This window comes from Rhodococcus sp. 05-2254-5, from assembly GCF_002258575.1.
Classification (GTDB): domain Bacteria; phylum Actinomycetota; class Actinomycetes; order Mycobacteriales; family Mycobacteriaceae; genus Rhodococcoides; species Rhodococcoides fascians.
The window spans coordinates 508017-525982 of record NZ_NOZG01000029.1; the positions used below are offsets into that span (position 1 = coordinate 508017).

General features: G+C 65.1%; 21 protein-coding genes. 11 read left to right on the top strand and 10 right to left on the bottom strand.

The genetic code is table 11. The annotated features are described in order from the left end of the window. Positions 1–16: 16 nt before the first annotated feature. Together CH278_RS21920 and CH278_RS21925 are read left to right on the top strand one after the other, a co-directional pair. Complete coding sequence (locus tag CH278_RS21920) at positions 17–790, top strand: site-2 protease family protein (protein WP_032382287.1); 774 nt, start codon at positions 17–19, stop codon at positions 788–790. 117 nt (positions 791–907) lie between these two features. Further along, positions 908–1375, top strand: a complete 468-nt coding sequence (locus CH278_RS21925; protein ID WP_032391292.1) for a pyridoxamine 5'-phosphate oxidase family protein — start codon at positions 908–910, stop codon at positions 1373–1375. Here CH278_RS21925 and CH278_RS21930 read toward each other — a convergent pair. From CH278_RS21930 to CH278_RS21940, 3 genes are all read right to left on the bottom strand, one after another. After that, positions 1365–2294 carry a cation diffusion facilitator family transporter gene (locus tag CH278_RS21930; protein WP_027494299.1) on the bottom strand — a complete coding sequence of 310 codons (930 nt, stop codon included), beginning with the start codon at positions 2292–2294 and terminating at the stop codon, positions 1365–1367. The genes CH278_RS21925 and CH278_RS21930 overlap by 11 nt on opposite strands. A gap of 78 nt (positions 2295–2372) precedes the next feature. Then, the gene (locus tag CH278_RS21935) at positions 2373–3467 is read right to left on the bottom strand and encodes an FUSC family protein (RefSeq protein ID WP_032371495.1); all 1095 of its coding nucleotides are present in this window, start codon (positions 3465–3467) and stop codon (positions 2373–2375) included. Positions 3468–3504: 37 nt separating this feature from the next. Beyond that, on the bottom strand, positions 3505–3921 hold the full coding sequence (locus CH278_RS21940) for a DUF3151 domain-containing protein (RefSeq protein WP_027494301.1): 417 nt from the start codon (positions 3919–3921) through the stop codon (positions 3505–3507). Between the two features lie 148 nt (positions 3922–4069). On the opposite strand from CH278_RS21940, the gene CH278_RS21945 reads away from it, so the two are divergent. Continuing rightward, positions 4070–4771, top strand: a complete 702-nt coding sequence (locus CH278_RS21945; RefSeq protein ID WP_094622807.1) for an Rv0361 family membrane protein — start codon at positions 4070–4072, stop codon at positions 4769–4771. Positions 4772–4834: 63 nt separating this feature from the next. On the opposite strand, the gene fbaA is transcribed toward CH278_RS21945, so the two are convergent. After that, positions 4835–5875, bottom strand: a complete 1041-nt coding sequence (gene fbaA, locus CH278_RS21950; protein ID WP_027494302.1) for a class II fructose-bisphosphate aldolase — start codon at positions 5873–5875, stop codon at positions 4835–4837. Between the two features lie 185 nt (positions 5876–6060). Here fbaA and CH278_RS21955 point away from each other — a divergent pair, with 185 nt between their 5' ends. Then, the gene (locus CH278_RS21955; RefSeq protein WP_371828753.1) at positions 6061–6801 is read left to right on the top strand and encodes a VTT domain-containing protein; all 741 of its coding nucleotides are present in this window, start codon (positions 6061–6063) and stop codon (positions 6799–6801) included. A gap of 64 nt (positions 6802–6865) precedes the next feature. After that, the gene (locus CH278_RS21960; protein WP_027494304.1) at positions 6866–7531 is read left to right on the top strand and encodes a DedA family protein; all 666 of its coding nucleotides are present in this window, start codon (positions 6866–6868) and stop codon (positions 7529–7531) included. A 15-nt stretch (positions 7532–7546) separates the two neighbouring features. Here the strand turns inward: CH278_RS21960 and CH278_RS21965 are convergent, their stop codons facing one another. From CH278_RS21965 to CH278_RS21980, 4 genes are all read right to left on the bottom strand, one after another. Further along, complete coding sequence (locus tag CH278_RS21965) at positions 7547–8683, bottom strand: glycoside hydrolase family 76 protein (RefSeq protein WP_094622808.1); 1137 nt, start codon at positions 8681–8683, stop codon at positions 7547–7549. Positions 8684–8745: 62 nt separating this feature from the next. Beyond that, positions 8746–9429 (bottom strand): TrmH family RNA methyltransferase, encoded by a 684-nt coding sequence (locus CH278_RS21970; RefSeq protein ID WP_051364881.1) that lies wholly within the window; start codon positions 9427–9429, stop codon positions 8746–8748. Next, a complete protein-coding gene (locus tag CH278_RS21975) occupies positions 9426–10043 on the bottom strand; it encodes a DUF6636 domain-containing protein (protein WP_230591112.1) in 618 nt (205 codons plus the stop codon). The genes CH278_RS21970 and CH278_RS21975 overlap by 4 nt, the downstream gene beginning before the upstream one ends. Positions 10044–10174: 131 nt before the next feature. Beyond that, on the bottom strand, positions 10175–10963 hold the full coding sequence (locus CH278_RS21980; protein ID WP_027494308.1) for an SDR family oxidoreductase: 789 nt from the start codon (positions 10961–10963) through the stop codon (positions 10175–10177). Between the two features lie 90 nt (positions 10964–11053). Between CH278_RS21980 and CH278_RS21985 the strand changes: the two genes are divergently transcribed. Continuing rightward, positions 11054–11503 (top strand): hypothetical protein, encoded by a 450-nt coding sequence (locus CH278_RS21985; RefSeq protein ID WP_027494309.1) that lies wholly within the window; start codon positions 11054–11056, stop codon positions 11501–11503. On the opposite strand, the gene CH278_RS21990 is transcribed toward CH278_RS21985, so the two are convergent. Continuing rightward, positions 11430–12125: a lysoplasmalogenase gene (locus CH278_RS21990; protein ID WP_048317257.1), complete on the bottom strand. Its 696-nt coding sequence runs from the start codon at positions 12123–12125 to the stop codon at positions 11430–11432. The genes CH278_RS21985 and CH278_RS21990 overlap by 74 nt on opposite strands. Positions 12126–12266: 141 nt before the next feature. On the opposite strand from CH278_RS21990, the gene CH278_RS21995 reads away from it, so the two are divergent. The 5 genes from CH278_RS21995 (at position 12267) to CH278_RS22015 (ending at position 17357) form a co-directional block, all read left to right on the top strand. Continuing rightward, positions 12267–12866, top strand: coding sequence for an Rv1733c family protein (locus tag CH278_RS21995; RefSeq protein ID WP_094622810.1), 600 nt, complete (start codon positions 12267–12269; stop codon positions 12864–12866). A 92-nt stretch (positions 12867–12958) separates the two neighbouring features. Further along, the gene (locus CH278_RS22000) at positions 12959–13420 is read left to right on the top strand and encodes a MarR family winged helix-turn-helix transcriptional regulator (protein ID WP_094622811.1); all 462 of its coding nucleotides are present in this window, start codon (positions 12959–12961) and stop codon (positions 13418–13420) included. Beyond that, a complete protein-coding gene (locus CH278_RS22005; protein WP_057472648.1) occupies positions 13417–14643 on the top strand; it encodes an MFS transporter in 1227 nt (408 codons plus the stop codon). Before CH278_RS22000 ends, CH278_RS22005 begins: the two co-directional genes overlap by 4 nt. A gap of 271 nt (positions 14644–14914) precedes the next feature. Beyond that, positions 14915–16762: a hypothetical protein gene (locus tag CH278_RS22010; RefSeq protein ID WP_094622812.1), complete on the top strand. Its 1848-nt coding sequence runs from the start codon at positions 14915–14917 to the stop codon at positions 16760–16762. Next, positions 16749–17357, top strand: coding sequence for a class F sortase (locus CH278_RS22015; RefSeq protein ID WP_057472911.1), 609 nt, complete (start codon positions 16749–16751; stop codon positions 17355–17357). The genes CH278_RS22010 and CH278_RS22015 overlap by 14 nt, the downstream gene beginning before the upstream one ends. 58 nt (positions 17358–17415) lie before the next feature. Here the strand turns inward: CH278_RS22015 and pyrE are convergent, their stop codons facing one another. Beyond that, on the bottom strand, positions 17416–17964 hold the full coding sequence (gene pyrE / locus CH278_RS22020; protein WP_032388970.1) for an orotate phosphoribosyltransferase: 549 nt from the start codon (positions 17962–17964) through the stop codon (positions 17416–17418). Positions 17965–17966: the final 2 nt, after the last annotated feature.

Genomic DNA, 17966 nt, shown 5'->3' on the forward strand with positions numbered 1-17966 from the left:
CAGCCCCACTGGTCCGATGACCGTTCCGGTGCGGCGCAGTCCCGTACTGCCGAGCCCGATCTTCGTCGCGGTGCTCGCCGTCGCCGGAATCGGTGGTGCCCTTGCCTGGACGGCGGACGACGTCACGTCCGTCGCCGCGCGCATCGGAGTGTTCGTGCTTGTTCTCGCCGGGTGGATCGCGTCGGTGTGCCTGCACGAATTCGGCCACGCCTACACCGCGTTTCGAGCCGGTGATCGCGAAGTCGAGCTCCGCGGCTACCTGACCCTGAACCCGCTGAAGTACACCCACCCGCTGCTGTCCATCGTTCTCCCGGTGGTGTTCATCGCGATCGGCGGGATCGGCCTGCCGGGCGGCGCCGTCTACCTGCGTACCAGACAGTTCTCGGCGTCGACCCAGCGGCGCATCGCACTGGCCGGCCCGTTCGCCAATGCAGTTGTGGCCGTGGCACTTCTGGTGGTCATCAGGCTGTTCGGTACCGACGGCACCAACGCCGCCTTCTGGTACGGGCTCAGCTTTCTGGCGTTTCTGCAGATCATGGCCACGATCCTCAACCTGATCCCGGTGCCCGGACTCGACGGATACGCAGCCCTCGAACCCTCGCTCTCACCCACCACCCGAGCGTCGCTGAACCAGTTCAAGGGATACGGGATTCTCGTCCTCGTTGCGTTGCTTTTCGTGCCGGCTGTCAATGCCGCCTTCTTCGGAGCGATCTACACCCTGTTCGGATTGTCGGGGGTCCCCGAGTTCTTCGCCGGCAACGGCAACTACCTGATGCGATTCTGGATCTGACAGGTCCAGCGGGAAAGAGTGCACGATATCGAACGCGATCGGCGGGATTCCGTCTGTTCGGGCAGGTTCCGTGCATTCCTGCCCAACACTGTCGGTGGTCGATCGCATAATGTGCGCATGACGACGTGGAACGAATTCTCGGCAGCGGCTCCGACTCTCGCGTCGGCGGTGCGGGCCCGATTCACCGCGCACAAGCACCATGTTCTTGCGACGCTACGAGCAGACGGCTCACCGCGCGTGAGCGGAACCGAGGTGGAGTTCGTGGACACCGGGGTGCTGCGACTGGGCTCGATGCTCGGTGCCGCCAAAGCGCGAGATCTTCAGCGCGACGGCCGCTTCGCACTGCACAGCAATCCCGGCCACCACTCGATGGAGGGCGGCGACGCAAAGATCAGCGGAATCGCCGCAGAGATCACCGATCCTGCTGTGCTGCAACCGATATTCGACGCGGCTCCCGGCGAACTCGTGCCGTATCACGTGTTCGATCTCGACATCGGCGAAGTGGTATTGACGTCACTGGTGGACGATCACATGCAGATCGACGTCTGGCGTCCGGGAACCGAGGTACGCACCGTCACCAGGTGAGCTCTTCCTTGCAGGTTCGGCCGTGTGCGGTCGGCTCGACCTGCACGGTGGCGTGGTCGAGTCCGTAGGTCGACAACAGCGAGCGCGCTCGATCGAGCACCATCGACGACGACCCCTCGCATTCCAGGTGCACGGTGGCCACGTCCATTCCGGTGGTCAGGGTCCACACATGTAGGTCGTGCACTCCCGTCACTCCGGGAAGGGCGCTCAGATCTCCGGTCAACGCGTCCACGTCGACATCGGCAGGACTCGCCTGAGTGAGGATGCGCAGTGCCGACCCGGCGAGCTTGATCGCACGCGGAACCACCCACAGCGAGATGAGCACGCCGACGACGATGTCGACCCAGGTCCACCCGAACACCAGCATGAGCACACCGCCCACCAACACACCGACGCTGCCGACGGCGTCGGCCAGCACCTCCATGTAGGCACCGCGAACGGCGAGAGAGTCCTTCGCATCGCCGCGGATGAGCATCATGACGACGATGTTCGCGGCAAGACCGGCCGCAGCGGTGAGAATCAACGGAAGACCGGGGATCTCGGGCGCATCGCCGATGCGAGATATCGCCTCGTACATGATGAACGCCGCAACGCCCAGCAGCAGAACAGCATTCGCGATCGCGGTGAGCACCTCGGCACGGTGCCAACCGAATGTCCTTGCCGCTGCGGCACTTCCCTTTCGCGCAAGGACGAGAGCGATCAAGCCCATCGACATTCCGAGTACGTCGGTGAGCATGTGGCCGGCATCGGCCAGCAGACCGAGCGAGCCGATGGCCAGCGCCACGGTCAGTTCGACCACCAGGAACACCACCAGAACGGCCAACGCCACGATCATCTTGCGAACCCGAGATCTGGGCGGTCCCGCGCCGTCGGGCGAATGACCACCCACGCCGTGGCTGTGTCCGTGACCCGCGCCCATGACTCCCCCTCGTGACTGCAACGACTTCAGGCAGTCACCATATGCGTACATACGCATATATGCAATGGTGTGCTCGGGTCACAACTCCGGCGGGACGTGCGGATGCTTGACCGTCGGCGGCAGAGTCGCCAGCGCTGAGATGCGCTTGAGCCCGGCGACCTGCAACAGATCGACGATGATCGACCGCAACTGAGCGAGCACCACGGTCGCCGACAACCCGGCGTTCGAGATCAGTTCCGGCTTCGCTCCGGCAGCGACCGACCGCAACACCCGCGCGGCCTCCGCCGCATCCGGCTTCTGCCCCGGATCGGCGAGAATCATCTGGCGCAGGACTTCCACCGCATGCGCCAGCTTCTCCACCTCGTCGACCACCCGCGGGTCGAGAATTTCGTCGTCGCGCACTAAGGTCAACGACCGCCGTGCCAGCACCCGAATATTGCGAACCGCGTTGTCGATGGGGTCGGCCGTCGCCGCCAGGGCCGCCAACCGAGTGCGATGATTCCAGTACATCGGAGAAATGCGCGCGATCTCCCGGCCGCCCTTGAGATCGGTCCGCAGAGCATCGATGCCGGACTGCGTCGCCCGAGCCTTGCGCAACGCATCCTCGATGGGTTTCGGGTCGTTGGCCACCAACCCGTCGGCCACTTTCTGCAACACACTCGCCGCGGTCGCCAACACGTTCGCCGCATCCTTACGCGCCCGCCACACCGGATGCGTCGGAATCAACGCCACGATCGCGATGCCCACCAGACCACCGACCAACGCGTCCACCATGCGGTTGGGGCCACCCATGTTGCCCGGAGGAATGAGGGTCGCCACCAGCACCGCGGACGATCCGGCCTGCATCGCGATGATGGGGCCGCCGTCGAGGAACACCGCAGCCGACATCGCCAAAACGACCACCAGCGCAATCTGCCACGGCCCACTGCCGATCAGGGAGATCAACAGATCGCCGACGCCGATGCCGACCGTCACGCCGGCCACCAGCTCGGCCGATCGACGCAACCGCGCCCCGAGGGACACACCGAGCGAGACGACGGCCGCAATGGGCGCAAAGAACGGACGTTCGTGACCGACGAGATCCGTAGCGACGAACCACGCGACCCCGGCCGCCAACGCGCACTGCACGATGGGCAACAACGACAACCGCAGCCGCTCGGTGCCCGCCTTCATCCGGGTTCGGCCACGCGCCCGGCTCGCGCGGGCCCGATCAGCCCAGGCCGAGCGCTTCCGCTGCTTTGGGGTCACAGTCTTCGAGGAGGTCGAGGCAGCGGGCGTACTCGTCGTGCTCGCCGATGTCGCGGGCGGCTTTGGCGAGGACTGCGACGCATCGGAGGAATCCGCGGTTGGGCTCATGGCTGTACGGGACCGGCCCGAATCCCTTCCATCCGTTACGACGCAACTGGTCCAGACCTCGGTGATAACCGGTACGCGCATAGGCGTACGCGGTGATGGTGGCACCCGATTCGAGAGCGGCCTCGGCGAGATACGCCCACGCGATCGACGCCGTCGGATGGGCCGCAGCAACCGTCTCGGGAGCCTCGTGATTCAGCAGTGCGGATTCGGCCTCGTCGTCGCCGGGCAACAGCGTTGGTTGAGGTCCGAGCAGATCACCGAAAGAAGTCATGGCGCTCATTGTGCCCCTACGTCACCCAATCGTGTCCGAACACCCCCGGCGGCGCTCACGCTGCGCTGCACACGCGGTCGATAGGCTGCCAGCTGACGAAATTTCGGACTTACAGCTTTCGAGGAATTCGGTGAACGAGGGAGAACGCATGTCGGACGAGAAGAACAATGCGACCCCCGAGGCCGACACGACCAAGATCGACCTGAACAAGAAGAAGCCGGCCGACGAATCGACGGACGCCCCCACCGAGAAGATCGCTGCACCTGAAGCCGATTCGCCGGTAGCTGCGCCTCGAAAAGCCGAGCCCCAGAAGATCACGCCCCAGAAGATCGCGCCCAGAAAGATCGAACCGCAGAAGGCTCGGCCGCAGCAGGTCGGACCACGCCGCGTCGGACCGCCGGCTGCGGAACCGAACAAACCGAGTCACAAGAAGTGGTGGGCGGCTCTGGTGGCCGCGGTAGTCGTGATCGCGGCAGTGGCCGCCGGTGCGTACCTGCTGATCGACCGCACGAGCGTCGAAGACTCCCCGGAAGCGCAGATTCGCACGACGGTCGAGTCGTTCACCAGGGCGCTGGCCGCCGGAGATCTGGCCACGCTGCGCAGTACGTCCTGCGGAGACCTGGCGACGTTCTACCGCGACATCCCGGACACGGAGTTCGCCGACGTGCATCGGGTGTCCGTGGAGCAGGGCAACATCCCGACCGTCGACAGCATCGACGCCATCCAGGTCACCGACGACACCACGGCGATCGCTCAGGTCATCGCCCACACGGACGCCAACCCGAACGATCGCTCGCCGCGCACCTTCGACCTGAGCCTCGACGGCGATCAGTGGAAGGTGTGCAGCTGAGAACCCATGTGAGTGGAACTTCGTAGTGGGCTACGAGGTTCCGCTCACATGGGGCGCAGCCGCTTATCCGGCGCTGACGCTGCGTCCGGCCGACTTCAGGTCGTTGCAGGCCTCGATCACACGGGCCGTCATTCCGGCTTCTGCCTTCTTGAGGTAGCTGCGCGGGTCGTAGGCCTTCTTGTTACCCACCTCGCCGTCGATCTTGAGCACACCGTCGTAGTTGGAGAAGAAGTGTCCGGCGATGGGGCGGCTGAATGCGTACTGGGTATCGGTGTCGACGTTCATCTTCACCGTTCCGTACTCGAGCGCCTCTTCGATTTCGCTCTTCGCCGAGCCCGATCCGCCGTGGAAGACGAAATCGAACGGCTTCGAGCCCGATGCCAGGCCGAGCTTTTCGCTGGCCACACGCTGACCGTCGGCGAGAACGGACGGCTTGAGCTTGACGTTGCCCGGCTTGTAGACGCCGTGCACGTTGCCGAAGGTGGCCGCCAGCAGGTAGCGCGAGCCGGCGTCTCCGGCACCAAGTGCCTCGACGGTCTTGAGGAAGTCCTCGTTCGACGTGTACAGCTTGTCGTTGATTTCTGCCTCGACGCCGTCTTCCTCGCCGCCGACGACACCGATTTCGATCTCCAGGATGATCTTCGCGGCCGCAGCACGAGCCAGCAGATCCTTCGCAATCTCCAGGTTCTCGTCGATCGGCACGGCCGATCCGTCCCACATGTGCGACTGGAACAGCGGGTTCTTGCCGGCGTCGACGCGCTCCTGCGAGATCGCGAGCAGCGGACGCACGTAGGTGTCCAGCTTGTCCTTGGGGCAGTGGTCGGTGTGCAGCGCGATCGTGACGTCGTATTCGGCAGCCACGACGTGGGCGAACTCGGCGAGCGCGACAGCGCCGGTGACCATGCTCTTCACGCCCAGGCCGGAGCCGAATTCTGCGCCGCCGGTCGAGAACTGGATGATGCCGTCGCTACCCGCGTCGGCGAAGCCTTTGATGGCGGCGTTGATGGACTCGGAACCCACACAGTTGATTGCCGGGAAGGCGAACTTGTGTTCCTTCGCCCGGCCCAGCATCTCGGCGTAGACCTCGGGAGTTGCGATAGGCACGGCGTCATTCCTCCATTGAAAGTTCGATTGTGTCCTGTGCAGTATGGCAACCTCCGCGCTCGGTGTCGTGCGTACCCGCTCACGTCCCTCTCGGGTGGTTGTCCGTCGAGGGGTGCCGAACAGGCCATCGAGTTCACGGTCGGCCGACACCGACTGTTCAGGAGTTGCCGGTTTCGGCCGGTAGTGTGGGCGCGGTGAGTCTTCTTGCTGCTTCGGAATCGGTGACGACGAATCTGGCCCTGTTGCCCGGTTTCCTCGATCCGGTGAACCTGCTCAATTCCTTCGGTCACTGGGTCCTGATCGGTCTGCTGCTGGTGGTGTTCATCGAGTCCGGCCTGCTGTTCCCGCTGCTGCCCGGCGACTCGTTGCTCTTCACAGCCGGCCTGATCGCGGCGTCGAAGTCCACCGAGATCGAGCCATTTGCGTCCATTTGGACGCTGGTCATCCTGATTCCCATCGCGGCGATCCTCGGCGACCAGGTCGGTTTCCTCATCGGCACCAAGGGCGGTGCTGCCCTTTTCAAGAGCAACGACGCCCGGTTCTTCAAGAAGAAGTACATCGACGAGTCGCACGTCTTCTTCGAGAAGCACGGCCCGATCACGATCATCCTGGCGAGATTCGTACCCATCGTGCGGACGTTCGCGCCGGTCGTCGCCGGTGCGTCGCACATGAAGTACTCGCTGTTCCTGACGTACAACGTCGTCGGCGGCATCCTGTGGGGCGCGGGTGTCACGGTTCTGGGGTACCTGCTCGGACAGATCGCGTTCATCCGCGACCACGTCGACATCATCTTCCTGCTGATCGTCGCCGTGTCCGTCCTGCCCATCGTGATCGAGGTCGGCAAGCGCATGATCAAGGCCCGCAAGACTCCACTCGGGGAAGCAGCCGACGCGATCGAAGCCGACGCCCCGGACTCCAAGTCCTGATCCGAAAGCGATCGAGCCCGTGTCACTGAGCGCCACAGCATTGACCGCCGCCGCACTGCAGACCGTGTCCACCGAGGCCGTCGGCAGTTTCGGACCGCTGCAGTCTGCGGGTCCGCTGGTCGTGTGGGTGATCGTGATGGCATTCGTGTTCATCGAATGCGCGGTGATCATCGGCCTGTTCCTACCCGGCGACTCGATGCTGATCACTGCGGGCATCGTCATGGCGACGCACGCGTCGGGCACCGGCCACATCTGGGCTCTCTCGGTCGGTGCGATGGTCGCGGCGATCGCGGGCAACCAGGTGGGATACATGATCGGCCACCGAACCGGTTCGACGCTGGTGGCCCGCAAGAACGGCAAGTACCTCAACACCAAGAACCTGCACAAGGTAAATCTGCTGCTGGAAAAGCACGGATTCTGGGCGGTTCTCGTCGCGCGTTGGATCCCGTGGGTGCGCACGCTGTGCCCGATGGTCGCCGGGGCGGCGAAGATGGATCACCGTCGCTACACCATCGCCAGCACTCTGGGCGCGATCATCTGGGCACCGGTGCTGCTGCTCGTCGGTTTCTACTTCGGCTCGTTCATCCAGCGCATCCCGTGGCTGATGCCCGCGGTGCTGATCAGCATGATCGTGCTGCTGGTCGTCGGAACGGGTCTGGGCATCTGGCAATACCGCAAGGAAATGGCGCGTCCCGAAGAGACGATCGTCGTCGACGAGGTTGTGGAGTAAGACCCGCGGAACGACCTAGAATCCACCAGCGCAGACGCGGTAGGCCGCTTCCATGAGCATCCAGCCACCGAGTTGCACGGACAGGTCGCGTTCGGGCACCTCGGACGGTCGGACCGTTCCCTCGGCGAAGGTGGCGATGTGCAGGCCCTGCCCCGGGAATCGTGCTTCGCGGGTCCAGTCGGCACCGAACAGTGGGTTGTCCTCCACTTCGAGTCTGTTCTCCCATGCGGCCTCGGCCGAGACGAGGACGATTGCAGCGGCGACCTCTCGTGCACGGTCGTCGGCGTCGGTGTCGCCGGGTAGTTCGGTGGCCACCAATGCGAGGTAGCGCGCGAGGATCGGGTTGAACAGGCCCCCGTCTCCCCCGCCGCCGCCGGTGATGACGAGGTTGCGGGTGAGGTGGTTCTCGACGGCGTCGACCAGAGCGTGGACGCGCTGCGCATGCCTCGGCTCGCCGAGACGGAGTGCGAGTTCGGTTTCCAGTCCGAGTGCGACGCCCTGGCAGTAGCTGTAGATCGCGCGTTCGACCTCGCCGGACTTGCCCGCGTCGACGAGGGCGCGGGTGGAATGCATGCCGTCGAGGATCAATCCGGTGCGCGAGTCACGCAGGGTGCGGTCCATCCAGTCCGACATCTCCTGGGCCCGCCAGAGCCGACCGGTGCGGGCGAGCATGATCGCGGCCGGGCCGTTGGCCGGCGCGTTGTAGAAGTCGGATTTCTTGCGCCACGGGATGCCGCCGCCTTCGGCCGGAGCCCAGGCGTCGAACAGTTCCATCTCGATCTGCTGGATGCCGCTGCGATTTCCGACGAAGTGCTGACGCTGCGCACGTTCGAGAGCCAACCCGAGCCAGGCCATGTCGTCGTAGTAGTTGTTGGTCCAGCCGGTGACGTTTCGGGTGCGGTGCGCGCGGGTGATCTTTGTCAGGCGTCGTCGACGTTTCGTGGTGAGTTCGCGGTCGGCGGCATCCACTGCGCAGTCGAGCAGATGTGCCTGCCACCAGTAGTGCCAGCGCAGGAAGGCACGCTCATGCTTGACGGGCGGCCACGCGACGACTCCGAGCGCCGTACCGGGCAGTCCCCACAGCCGACGCATGTGCCGTGCGACGACGGCCCCCTCCGCAGCGTCGGCACGCTGCGACCACAACTCCTGCATACCCGCAATCCTGCCACTACCGTTGCCGAACCGTTACATCCCGTCCTGGTAAGGCCCTGTCCTCACCATGCGGTATCGAGATCGGCGTGGCGACGAATCCACGAGTGCATCGCAATCCCGGCCGCAACACCGGCATTGATGCTGCGTGTCGACCCGAACTGCGCGATCGAGACCGTCATGGACGCGGACTCCCGCGCACTATCGGAGACGCCGGGACCCTCCTGACCGAACAGCAGCAGGCAGTTGCGCGGCAATTCTGCCGTTTCGATCGGCACCGAGCCCGGGGTGTTGTCGACGGCGACGACGACGAGCCCCTGGTCCTCGGCGAACGCCATCAGCGCCTCCACCGAATCGTGGTGGTGAATGTGTTGGTACCGGTCGGTGACCATCGCGCCGCGACGGTTCCATCGACGCCTCCCGACGATGTGCACCGCCTGTGCAGCGAAGGCGTTGGCCGTGCGCACCACGGTGCCGATGTTCGCGTCGTTCGCGAAGTTCTCGATGGCGACGTGCAGTGAATGACGGCGAGTGTCGATGTCGGCGACTATGGCCTCGCGTCGCCAGTATCGATATGCGTCGACGACATTGCGTCGATCACCGGCGGCGAGTAGTTCGGGGTCCAGTCGCGGGTCGGCGGGCGGCGGCTCGTCGTGGGTGTCCGACCACGGGCCGACGCCGTTCGGGTTCTCACCCCATTCGGTGGGACCGGCTTCGGCCGGTTGGCCGTCGATCTCGTTCTCGCTCAATAGATTTCGTTACTATCGGGCGCGATCCGGAATCCGTGACCGGTGGCGTCGTTCGCGCACGAGATTCCGTTCTCGGCCGAGGTACAGGTGTAGCCACCCTCGGCGATGGTCGCACCGACAGCCAGCGGCGGATCCATCGACTCGCCACCCGAGGTGTACACCACTCCCCCGGAACACATGAATGCCGCGGGACCGTCGTTGGTCACGCGAATACCGTTGCCCCAGTTGATCATGCAGTCGTCGGGCCGCGGCGGAACCGGGGTGGTCGTGCCTTGACAGCCGGCCTCGGTGCGACTCGACAGCGGCACGATGCCGCATTGAAACAGCCCGTCGGGCGAAGTGAAGTAATAGGCCCCGCCGATCGCGGCATACGTCGTCTGCGGCTCCGCGACCGGTGGGGGTGGTTCGACCGGCGGGGGCGGCGGCGCTTCCGACGTGGTCGTCACCGGCGGCGGAGTCGTGGTCGGTGCGGTCGTCGTGGTGGTCGGCACGGGGGTGGTGGTCGACGACGTAGGCGGCGCTTGCGCAGCCGACTCGCTACTGCAGCCGGTGAGTACGAGCGCCGACCCGACCCCGACAGCGACCACCCACGCCCGCACCGTTCCGAATCGCACTGTCCCGAATTGTCTTGTCCTGCTCGACCGCACCGTGCTCAGCATGAAGAAAACCCGACCCACCTTTCGACACCTACTGCTCGAAAGACAGACGATACCGGCGCAGCGCCGGCATCGTCCGGTGCGGCGTTCTAGGTGTGGCTCAGACGGCGGTTGACTTCACGGGTGAGCCACGCAGGCGAGAACCGTGAACCGAGCGAGAGCGCCTTGGAGGGCAGCCCGACCGGGAAGTGCACCTTGTGCAACCGGCGCTTCACCGGACGGGTGGCGTCGAAGATCGCGTCGGACACATCTTTGACGGTGAGCTTGATGCCCAACGAGCTCGTGGTGCCCGTCGAGATCTTCTCGGTCATCGCCGTCTGGACGAACAGCGGCCACATGGCCTTGACCGCGATGTCGTACTTGCTCCATTCGAGATCCAACGCCTCGGTGATGCCGCGCACCGCGAACTTGGATGCGCCGTACGTCACCAACTCGGGCTGACCGTAGATGGCCGAGGCCGAGCACAGGTTGACGACCTGCGCGCCCGGGGTGTCCCTGAGGTAGGGGAATGCAGCGTGGGTGCCGTAGACGACGCCGTTGACGTTGATGTCGATCTGGCGGCGATGCACCGAGAGCGGCATGTCTTCGAAGGCCCCTGCAGCGAGGATCCCGGCATTGTTGATCAAGATGTCGAGTCGACCGTCACCCTCGGCAACGAACTCCTTCAACCGGGTTTCCCACTGGTCGGAGTTGGTTACATCCAAAGTACCGGTGAACACCCGACCGCTGAGCGAAGCAGCTTCCTTGCCGAGTGACGCCAAACCGGTCTCGTCGATGTCGTACGCACCGACGAGGTAACCGTTGGCAGCGAACTTGAGTGCCGTTGCACGGCCGATGCCGGCCGCGGCACCTGAGATGAAGACAGTTGGTCGAGTCACATCGATCACCGTACATGTAACCCTACTTACGAGTAACCCCCAATCTCCGATCGATCGAACGCCGTCTCCCGACGGCACAGGAGTACCGAAGTGAACGACTCGAGGATCGTGCGAGCCGTCGTCGTCGTGGCGATCGGCTATTCGATAGTGCTGGCAGTCTGGATCGGCTGGCTCGTGGACAAGACCCCGCCCGGCACGTTGCCGTACCAGTTGGCAGCCCTGGTGGCCGGATTCGGCGCGGCCCTCGGCCTGGCCATGATGATCGCCGGACGCCCCACGCGCGAGCAGAAGGATCTGATCGAACACGGCGTCGAGGGGTGGGCGACGGTGGACGCGATCCGGCGCATCGACGACGACACCGCCGAGCTCGACCTGGAGTTCACCGTGCCGGGCTCGAGCAGCTACTTCGGCAAGATCGTCTACGGCATCCCCCGAGCCGACACCGCACACTTCGAGCCGGGCACGGTCATCGCCGTTCGAGTGGACCCGGCCCATCGAGAGCGTGTTCTGCTGCTTCCCCGTCACGGCGTCGACGAGTAGTGGCCAGGGCGTCGACGAGGAGCATCTGAGCGGCCACGTACGTGGACAGGATCACCGCCTCCGCCGTACGGCGCTGCCGTTCGTCGGTGAGGAACAGTCGTCGGTGGACGATCAGCGCGTCGGACAGCGTGAACAGGATGCCGCCCACGACGAGCCGGCGATCACCTCCACGCGAGACCGACCGCGCAGACAACGTCGACGTCGTCGCGAGCACGCCGCCGTAGGCCGACAGGGTCGGGGCAACCGCCGGTTGGCGTCGAGCCAGCAGGATCGACGCGGCCAGCCAGCCCGCGTATCGCGGAACGGCGTCCAGCAGAACCGGTCGCGCACCACGACGCCACAGCAGAAACGTGTAGCAGCTCTGCATGACTCCGAATGCCGTGGCACCGAGTTCGAGCGCCGAGTCGTCGTCCGGGTCGATCAACAGCACGTCGCCGATGGTGGCTGCGACCAGCCCCGTCGCCAGCACCCGGTCGTGTACCGGATCGAGGGCGGTGGCCAATGCAGGAACGATCAGCGGCTTGGCGATCTTCTGCAGCCGTGCCGAGCCCGTCCACGCCCCGAGCACTGTCACCGCACCTGCTACCGACGCGGCAACGCGGGCACATCCCACCCGATCGATGTTCACTTCCGACCTTTCCGGGGCGAATCCGTCATAACGACCGTCACATGTGACCCTGACCCCTATCGCTTGATACTCGCAGTGAGCGTGGGCATCGTGGACAGGTCGGTCGGATCATTTTCGAAAGCACTGGGGACCATCATGCGCCGCAAACTCACCGGGCACACTCGCATCGCAGGTGACGAGGTCGCCGGCTACCCCAATCCGCTTCTCCGCGACTGCGACCTTCGCCAGGCACAGATCAAGCGCTGGGTCGTCACCCTGTTGATCGTCATGGCGCCGTTCTCGCTGTGGATCGGCACCGGTGCCTACTCCGAGCAGCAGCAACGACTCGATGAGCAGCGCACGTCGATTCACCAGGTGACGGCCACCACGACCGATGTCGCAACCGTGGCACCGACTGCCGCGACCAGCTTCGACTCCACCAACGGTGCCGCCGTGACGGCCGTTCCCTCGCAGTGGGTCTACCGAGGCGTCGAGCACACCGGCCGCGTCAGCGTCGACACCGGGTCGCCGGTCGGTACGACCGCTCAGATCTGGGTGAACGACGCCGGCGAGCTGAGCCTGCGGCCACTGACCTCGTCGGATGTCGTCGCTGCCGCGATCTTCAGTGCTGTCGGAAGTTGGATCCTGGCGGCCACTGCGCTGATCGGCTTCTACTACGTCATGCGCTTCCGTTACGACGGGCGCCGAAACGCCGAGTGGGATCGCGAGATCGCCGATCTACTGAGTCGACACTGACCGCTCTCTTCCCCCGAGCTCACCCCACCCGATTTCAACGGCCGGCGAGCCTCGCGTTGCGATAGATAGTTAGTGTATGTAACAATAAATCGGTGAGCCATTCCCACGACGACCTCAAAGATCTGGTCTCGGAGCTGGTCACCAGTTCGTCACGCTTCGTTCGCTTGGCTGCCCGATTCGGCAGCGAAGAATGGCCCAGAGCGTGGATGCGGGCACTGTCGCTGCTCGAGGAGTATCAGCCCCTGCGCATCAGCACCTTCGCCGAGTTGGACCGATGCTCGCAGCCCTCGGCCACGGCACTGCTCGCGAAGTTGGGCAAGAACGGCCTGGTGACCAAGACGTCCGACCCCGACGACTCGAGGGCCGTGCTCGTCGAGATGACCGAGGCCGGCCATCGGTGGCTCGCCGCGAGTCGCCGTCACATCGTCGACGGACTCGTCCCGTACCTGTCCGACCGAGACCCGGAACAAATCCAGAAATTGACCGACGGCCTGAGCGAGCTTCGCAGCATCCTCGAACCCGTCGATCGCGAAAAGAGAGGAACTCTTTCGTGACCACCAGCACCTCCCCCGACAGCCTGCTGAAGCAACCGCGCGCAGTGTGGGCCGTCGCGTTCGCCAGCGTCATCGCCTTCATGGGCATCGGTCTCGTCGACCCGATCCTCAAGCCGATCGGCGAACAACTGCACGCCTCGCCGTCTCAGGTGTCGCTGCTGTTCACCAGCTACATGCTCGTCACCGGCGTCGCGATGCTCATCACCGGCGTCGTGTCCAGCCGATTCGGACCCAAACGCACGCTACTGGCCGGCCTGGCCGTCATCGTGGTCTTCGCCGCCCTCGCCGGCATGTCCGGTTCCGTCGGCGAGATCATCGGATTCCGCGCCGGCTGGGGACTGGGCAATGCCCTGTTCATCGCCACGGCACTCTCGACCATCGTCGGTGCAGCATCCGGCGGCGTCGCTCGCGCGATCATCCTCTACGAGGCCGCACTGGGCATCGGAATCGCGACCGGCCCGCTGGTCGGCGGCCTACTCGGCGGATTCAGCTGGCGCGGACCGTTCTTCGGCGTCGCGGTACTGATGGCCATCGCGTTCATCCTGCTGATCGTCATGCTCCCGGACACCCCCAAGCCCGCGCACACCACGTCGATCCTCGACCCGTTCCGGGCACTGCGACACCGCGGACTGCTGACCGTCGGCATCACCGCACTGCTCTACAACTACGGCTTCTTCACCCTGCTGGCGTACACCCCGTTCCCCCTGGACATGGGCACCTACTCGATCGGTTTCATCTTCTTCGGCTGGGGCCTCTGCCTGGCCGTGGCATCGGTGTTCATCGCACCGAGACTGCAGCGGGCCTACGGAACGCTGAACATGATGATGCTCTCGCTCCTGCTCTTCGCCGTCGACCTCGGCGTCATGGCGATGTTCACCGAGAACAAGACCGTCCTGATCGTCGGAACCGTCGTGGCCGGCCTGTTCCTGGGCGTCAACAACACTCTGATCACCGAGACCGTCATGATCTCGGCACCGGTGGAGCGCTCGACCGCGTCGGCGGCCTACAGTTTCGTCCGCTTCACCGGCGGTGCCGCCGCTCCCTACCTGGCCGGCAAGCTCGGTGAATCCAACATGCACGTCCCGTTCTGGGTCGGCGCGGCCTGCACGGCCCTGGCCATCGTCGTCCTGGCGACCGGCCGAAAAGTCCTCTCCCACGTGGACGAACACGAGCCGGCACCACACAGCATCGACGAAGCCCGCGCGGTGACAGTAGGCGACTGAGCCTTCCGATCAACCGCTGGATCCGACGGCCGAGAGCATCACTCTCGGCCGTCGGCGTGTATCAATGGCCTCATTCGTCACATCCGTCTCATCAGTAACACTTTGGTAACCAATACCTCAGTAAAGGACTTTTCGGTTCGATGTACCGTCCGGTTGGTTTACGGTCACGTCATCACGGTTGTTCGTGTGACTCACCAACAACACTCGTTCCGCGTGGGAGGACGGGTGCGCGCAGCTCACTGCTGCCACTGACCGAAGGGCCACAATCTCCATGTCGCAGAAGTCGATCGCCAGGTCCAAGAAGGCGCGCCTCGCCGCAGCCGGGGCCGCCACGGCACTGTCCCTGTCCATCGCCGCACCGGGAATCGCCAGTGCTCAGGAGCCCAGTACGCCGGAAAGCTCCGAGGTTCAAGCACCGGCGGGCGAAGAATCCGAAGGCGTCGAACCCGCCGCTCCCACAGGCCAACAGGGTGCCGCAGTAGAAGGATCGGGCACCGCAACAGCCGAAGGACAGATCGACGCTCCTGTCCCGGCCGTCACGTCCGAGGACGCAGCCGCGGCCGCCGCAGCCGCAGTCCCGACACCCGAAGCCCCCTCCGCCGTTCGTCCACTGCCGCAGATCACCGGCGGCGTCGTGTTCAACGAAGACGGCACGGCCACAGTCAATCTCGACGTCATTCCGCAGTTGTCCGACGCCGAGAAGAAGGCGATCGCCGACGCCGAGGCCGCCAGCAAGGAAGCCGCAGCCGCATCGGCTGCCGCCCAGGTACGACTCGAGACGGCCAAGGCAGCCGAGGCCACCGCGAGCACCGACGCCACCAAGGCAGAAGTTGCTGCTGCCGAGGCAGACGTCAAGGCCAAGGCCGCCGTCACGGCCGCCTCGAACGCCAAGGTCGAGAGCGCAGCAGCGAGCGCAGCGGTCACCGCAGCGAAGAACACCGCTGCCGAACTGAAGACCAAGGCCGACGAAACCAAGGCCGCCGCCGACAGCGCTGCAACAGTCGCAGCCGAGGCAGAGGCGAAGGCGAAAGAGCTCGAAGCCGCAGCCGTCTCGGGCGACCCCGAGGCCACCGCCGCAGCCGAGGCGGCTCGCGCAGACGCCGACGCGAAGGCCGAACTCGCCGCCACCGCCAAGGTCGAAGCCGACGCATCGAACAAGGCGCTCGCGGATTCCGTTACCGCTGTTCAGGATTCGTTCAAGAACTTCAACCTCACCAAGGTGACCGCTGCAGTTCGCGCTGCCGCTGCCACTGCCGCGAAGTCGCTGGCACTGAACATCGAGGCTCAGACCGCTGCCGCAGTGGCTGCAGTGGCCGAGCAGAACGCGAAGAACCTCGAAGCCGCAGCCGAGGCCGCCGCAGGTGAAGACACTGCATCCGAGAAAGCCGCAGCCGACGCCCGCACTGCAGCCGACGCAGCAAAGGCCGATGCCGACGCCAAGGCCGAGGCGGCAACCGCTGCCCAGGCTGCACTCGATTCCGCGCCGTCGGACGCCGATGTCGCCGAGTTGCAGGCCAAGGCCGACGCAGCCGCAGCGGCACTGGTGACGGCGAATACGGCCGTCGAGACGGCGAACGCCGACCTGCAGGCCAAGACCGACGCAGCCGCGACCGCCAAGACCAAGGCCACGGAGGCAGCAGCCACGCTGAAGACGGCTCAGGACGCCGCAACGGCCGCCAAGACCGAAGCCGACGCCAAGGCGAAGGCCGAGGCCGATCTCAAGGCCGAGGCAGCCGAATTGGCAGCCAGCGGACCGAAGTTCGAGTGGACCATCAACCTCGGCAACACCGTGAAGGAAGACGTACCCGTCACCGAGGTCGACGAGAACACCGTCGTCGTCGACAAGACCGGAGTCTCGCTCGTCGGCGTCAAGAACGAGGACGGATCCTTCACCGTCGCGGACTACTTCACCACCGACGACAACGGCGTCGTCAGCGTGGCCGGAGAGCTCCCGCCGGTCGATCTGGCACTCGGCGATTCCTCGAACGAGGCGTCGGGCGCTTCGGACAGCTCGTCGAACACCCCGGTGATCCTGGCCGGTGTCGGCGTGGTCGTCGTCGCAGCTGCCGGTGGCGCGTTCTACCTGCGTCGCCGCAGCTCCACCGATGCCACCTCGTAACACCCGCTGGCTGTGGACGGCGATCCTGACGTTCGTTCTTCTCGTATCAGGTTGTGCGAGTGACGAAGTCGGGATCGCCGCACCCGATCGTTCGCCGGTGCAGTCACAGATCTCGGGGGCTGCACCGACGGGCGATGTCGCCCCCTCTCGACCGGAGTACATCGAGCTGCGCTCGGCGGACGGGTCGACCTATCTGAGCAGTCCCATTCATCCGGACCCCCTCTATCGCGGCGGGGAAAGCGGGCAGGTGCTGAACCCGGTGGACGAACTACCGGCCTGGTGGGCCGAGAGTGGCATGCCGGGCACCTCGACCGAGCAGACGGTAGTTGTTGCCGGACACAACTATTCGAAGCGGGACGCCCCGTTCAAGGCATTGCGGGTGGTAACCCCTGGCGACACCGTTGTGCTGCGTACCTCGAGCGGCACCTTGGAATACGCAGTCGAAACCGTAGGACCCCTGCCGAAGGGATCACTGTTGGCAGACAACGAACTGCGCAAATCGGTACCCGGTCGATTGATCCTGGCCAACTGCGACGTCCAAGGCGGCGAGCCTACCGACGACAACTTCGTCGTCGTCGCGCAGTTGATTCGCTGAAACAGGCTTGTAGACAATCACTGTCGCGGCCGGGCCCCCGGTCCGGCCGCGACAGTGGCTACAGACCGAGGTCTGCCAAGCCCAGCAGTGATCGGTATTCCAGCCCTTCGGCGGCGATGACCTCGTCCGCACCCGTCGCCCGATCCACGACAGTGGCGACCCCGACCACCGTCGCGCCCGCGTCGCGCAGGGCTCGAACTGCGGTCAGGGGCGAATTGCCGGTCGTCGTCGTATCTTCCACCACCAGAACACGTTTGCCGACGATGTCCGGTCCCTCGATCTGACGCTGCATGCCATGCGCCTTCGCCGCCTTGCGCACCACGAACGCGTCGATCGGACGACCCTCGGCATGCATGATGGACATCGCCACCGGGTCTGCGCCCATGGTCAAACCGCCGACCGACGCGAAATCCCAGTCGGCGACGAGTTCGCGCATCAGCGAACCGATCAATGCACCTGCGCGATGATGGAGGGTCGCCCGACGCAGATCCACGTAGTAGTCGGCTTCCTTGCCCGAGGACAACGTCACCTTCCCGTGCACGACGGCGAGCTCTTTCACCAGATCGGCCAGTTCCTGCCTGTCCGAATTCGCAGCGCTGTCAGCCATGT

Coding starts and splice junctions, on each gene's coding strand:
- CH278_RS21995 (WP_094622810.1), top strand. CDS start 12,267: ATGCGCCGCAAACTCACCGGGCACACTCGCATCGCAGGTGACGAGGTC.
- CH278_RS21920 (WP_032382287.1), top strand. CDS start 17: ATGACCGTTCCGGTGCGGCGCAGTCCCGTACTGCCGAGCCCGATCTTC.
- CH278_RS22015 (WP_057472911.1), top strand. CDS start 16,749: ATGCCACCTCGTAACACCCGCTGGCTGTGGACGGCGATCCTGACGTTC.
- CH278_RS21925 (WP_032391292.1), top strand. CDS start 908: ATGACGACGTGGAACGAATTCTCGGCAGCGGCTCCGACTCTCGCGTCG.
- CH278_RS21965 (WP_094622808.1), bottom strand. CDS start 8,683: ATGCAGGAGTTGTGGTCGCAGCGTGCCGACGCTGCGGAGGGGGCCGTC.
- CH278_RS21935 (WP_032371495.1), bottom strand. CDS start 3,467: ATGAAGGCGGGCACCGAGCGGCTGCGGTTGTCGTTGTTGCCCATCGTG.
- CH278_RS21930 (WP_027494299.1), bottom strand. CDS start 2,294: ATGGGCGCGGGTCACGGACACAGCCACGGCGTGGGTGGTCATTCGCCC.
- CH278_RS21940 (WP_027494301.1), bottom strand. CDS start 3,921: ATGACTTCTTTCGGTGATCTGCTCGGACCTCAACCAACGCTGTTGCCC.
- CH278_RS21945 (WP_094622807.1), top strand. CDS start 4,070: ATGTCGGACGAGAAGAACAATGCGACCCCCGAGGCCGACACGACCAAG.
- CH278_RS22010 (WP_094622812.1), top strand. CDS start 14,915: ATGTCGCAGAAGTCGATCGCCAGGTCCAAGAAGGCGCGCCTCGCCGCA.
- pyrE (WP_032388970.1), bottom strand. CDS start 17,964: ATGGCTGACAGCGCTGCGAATTCGGACAGGCAGGAACTGGCCGATCTG.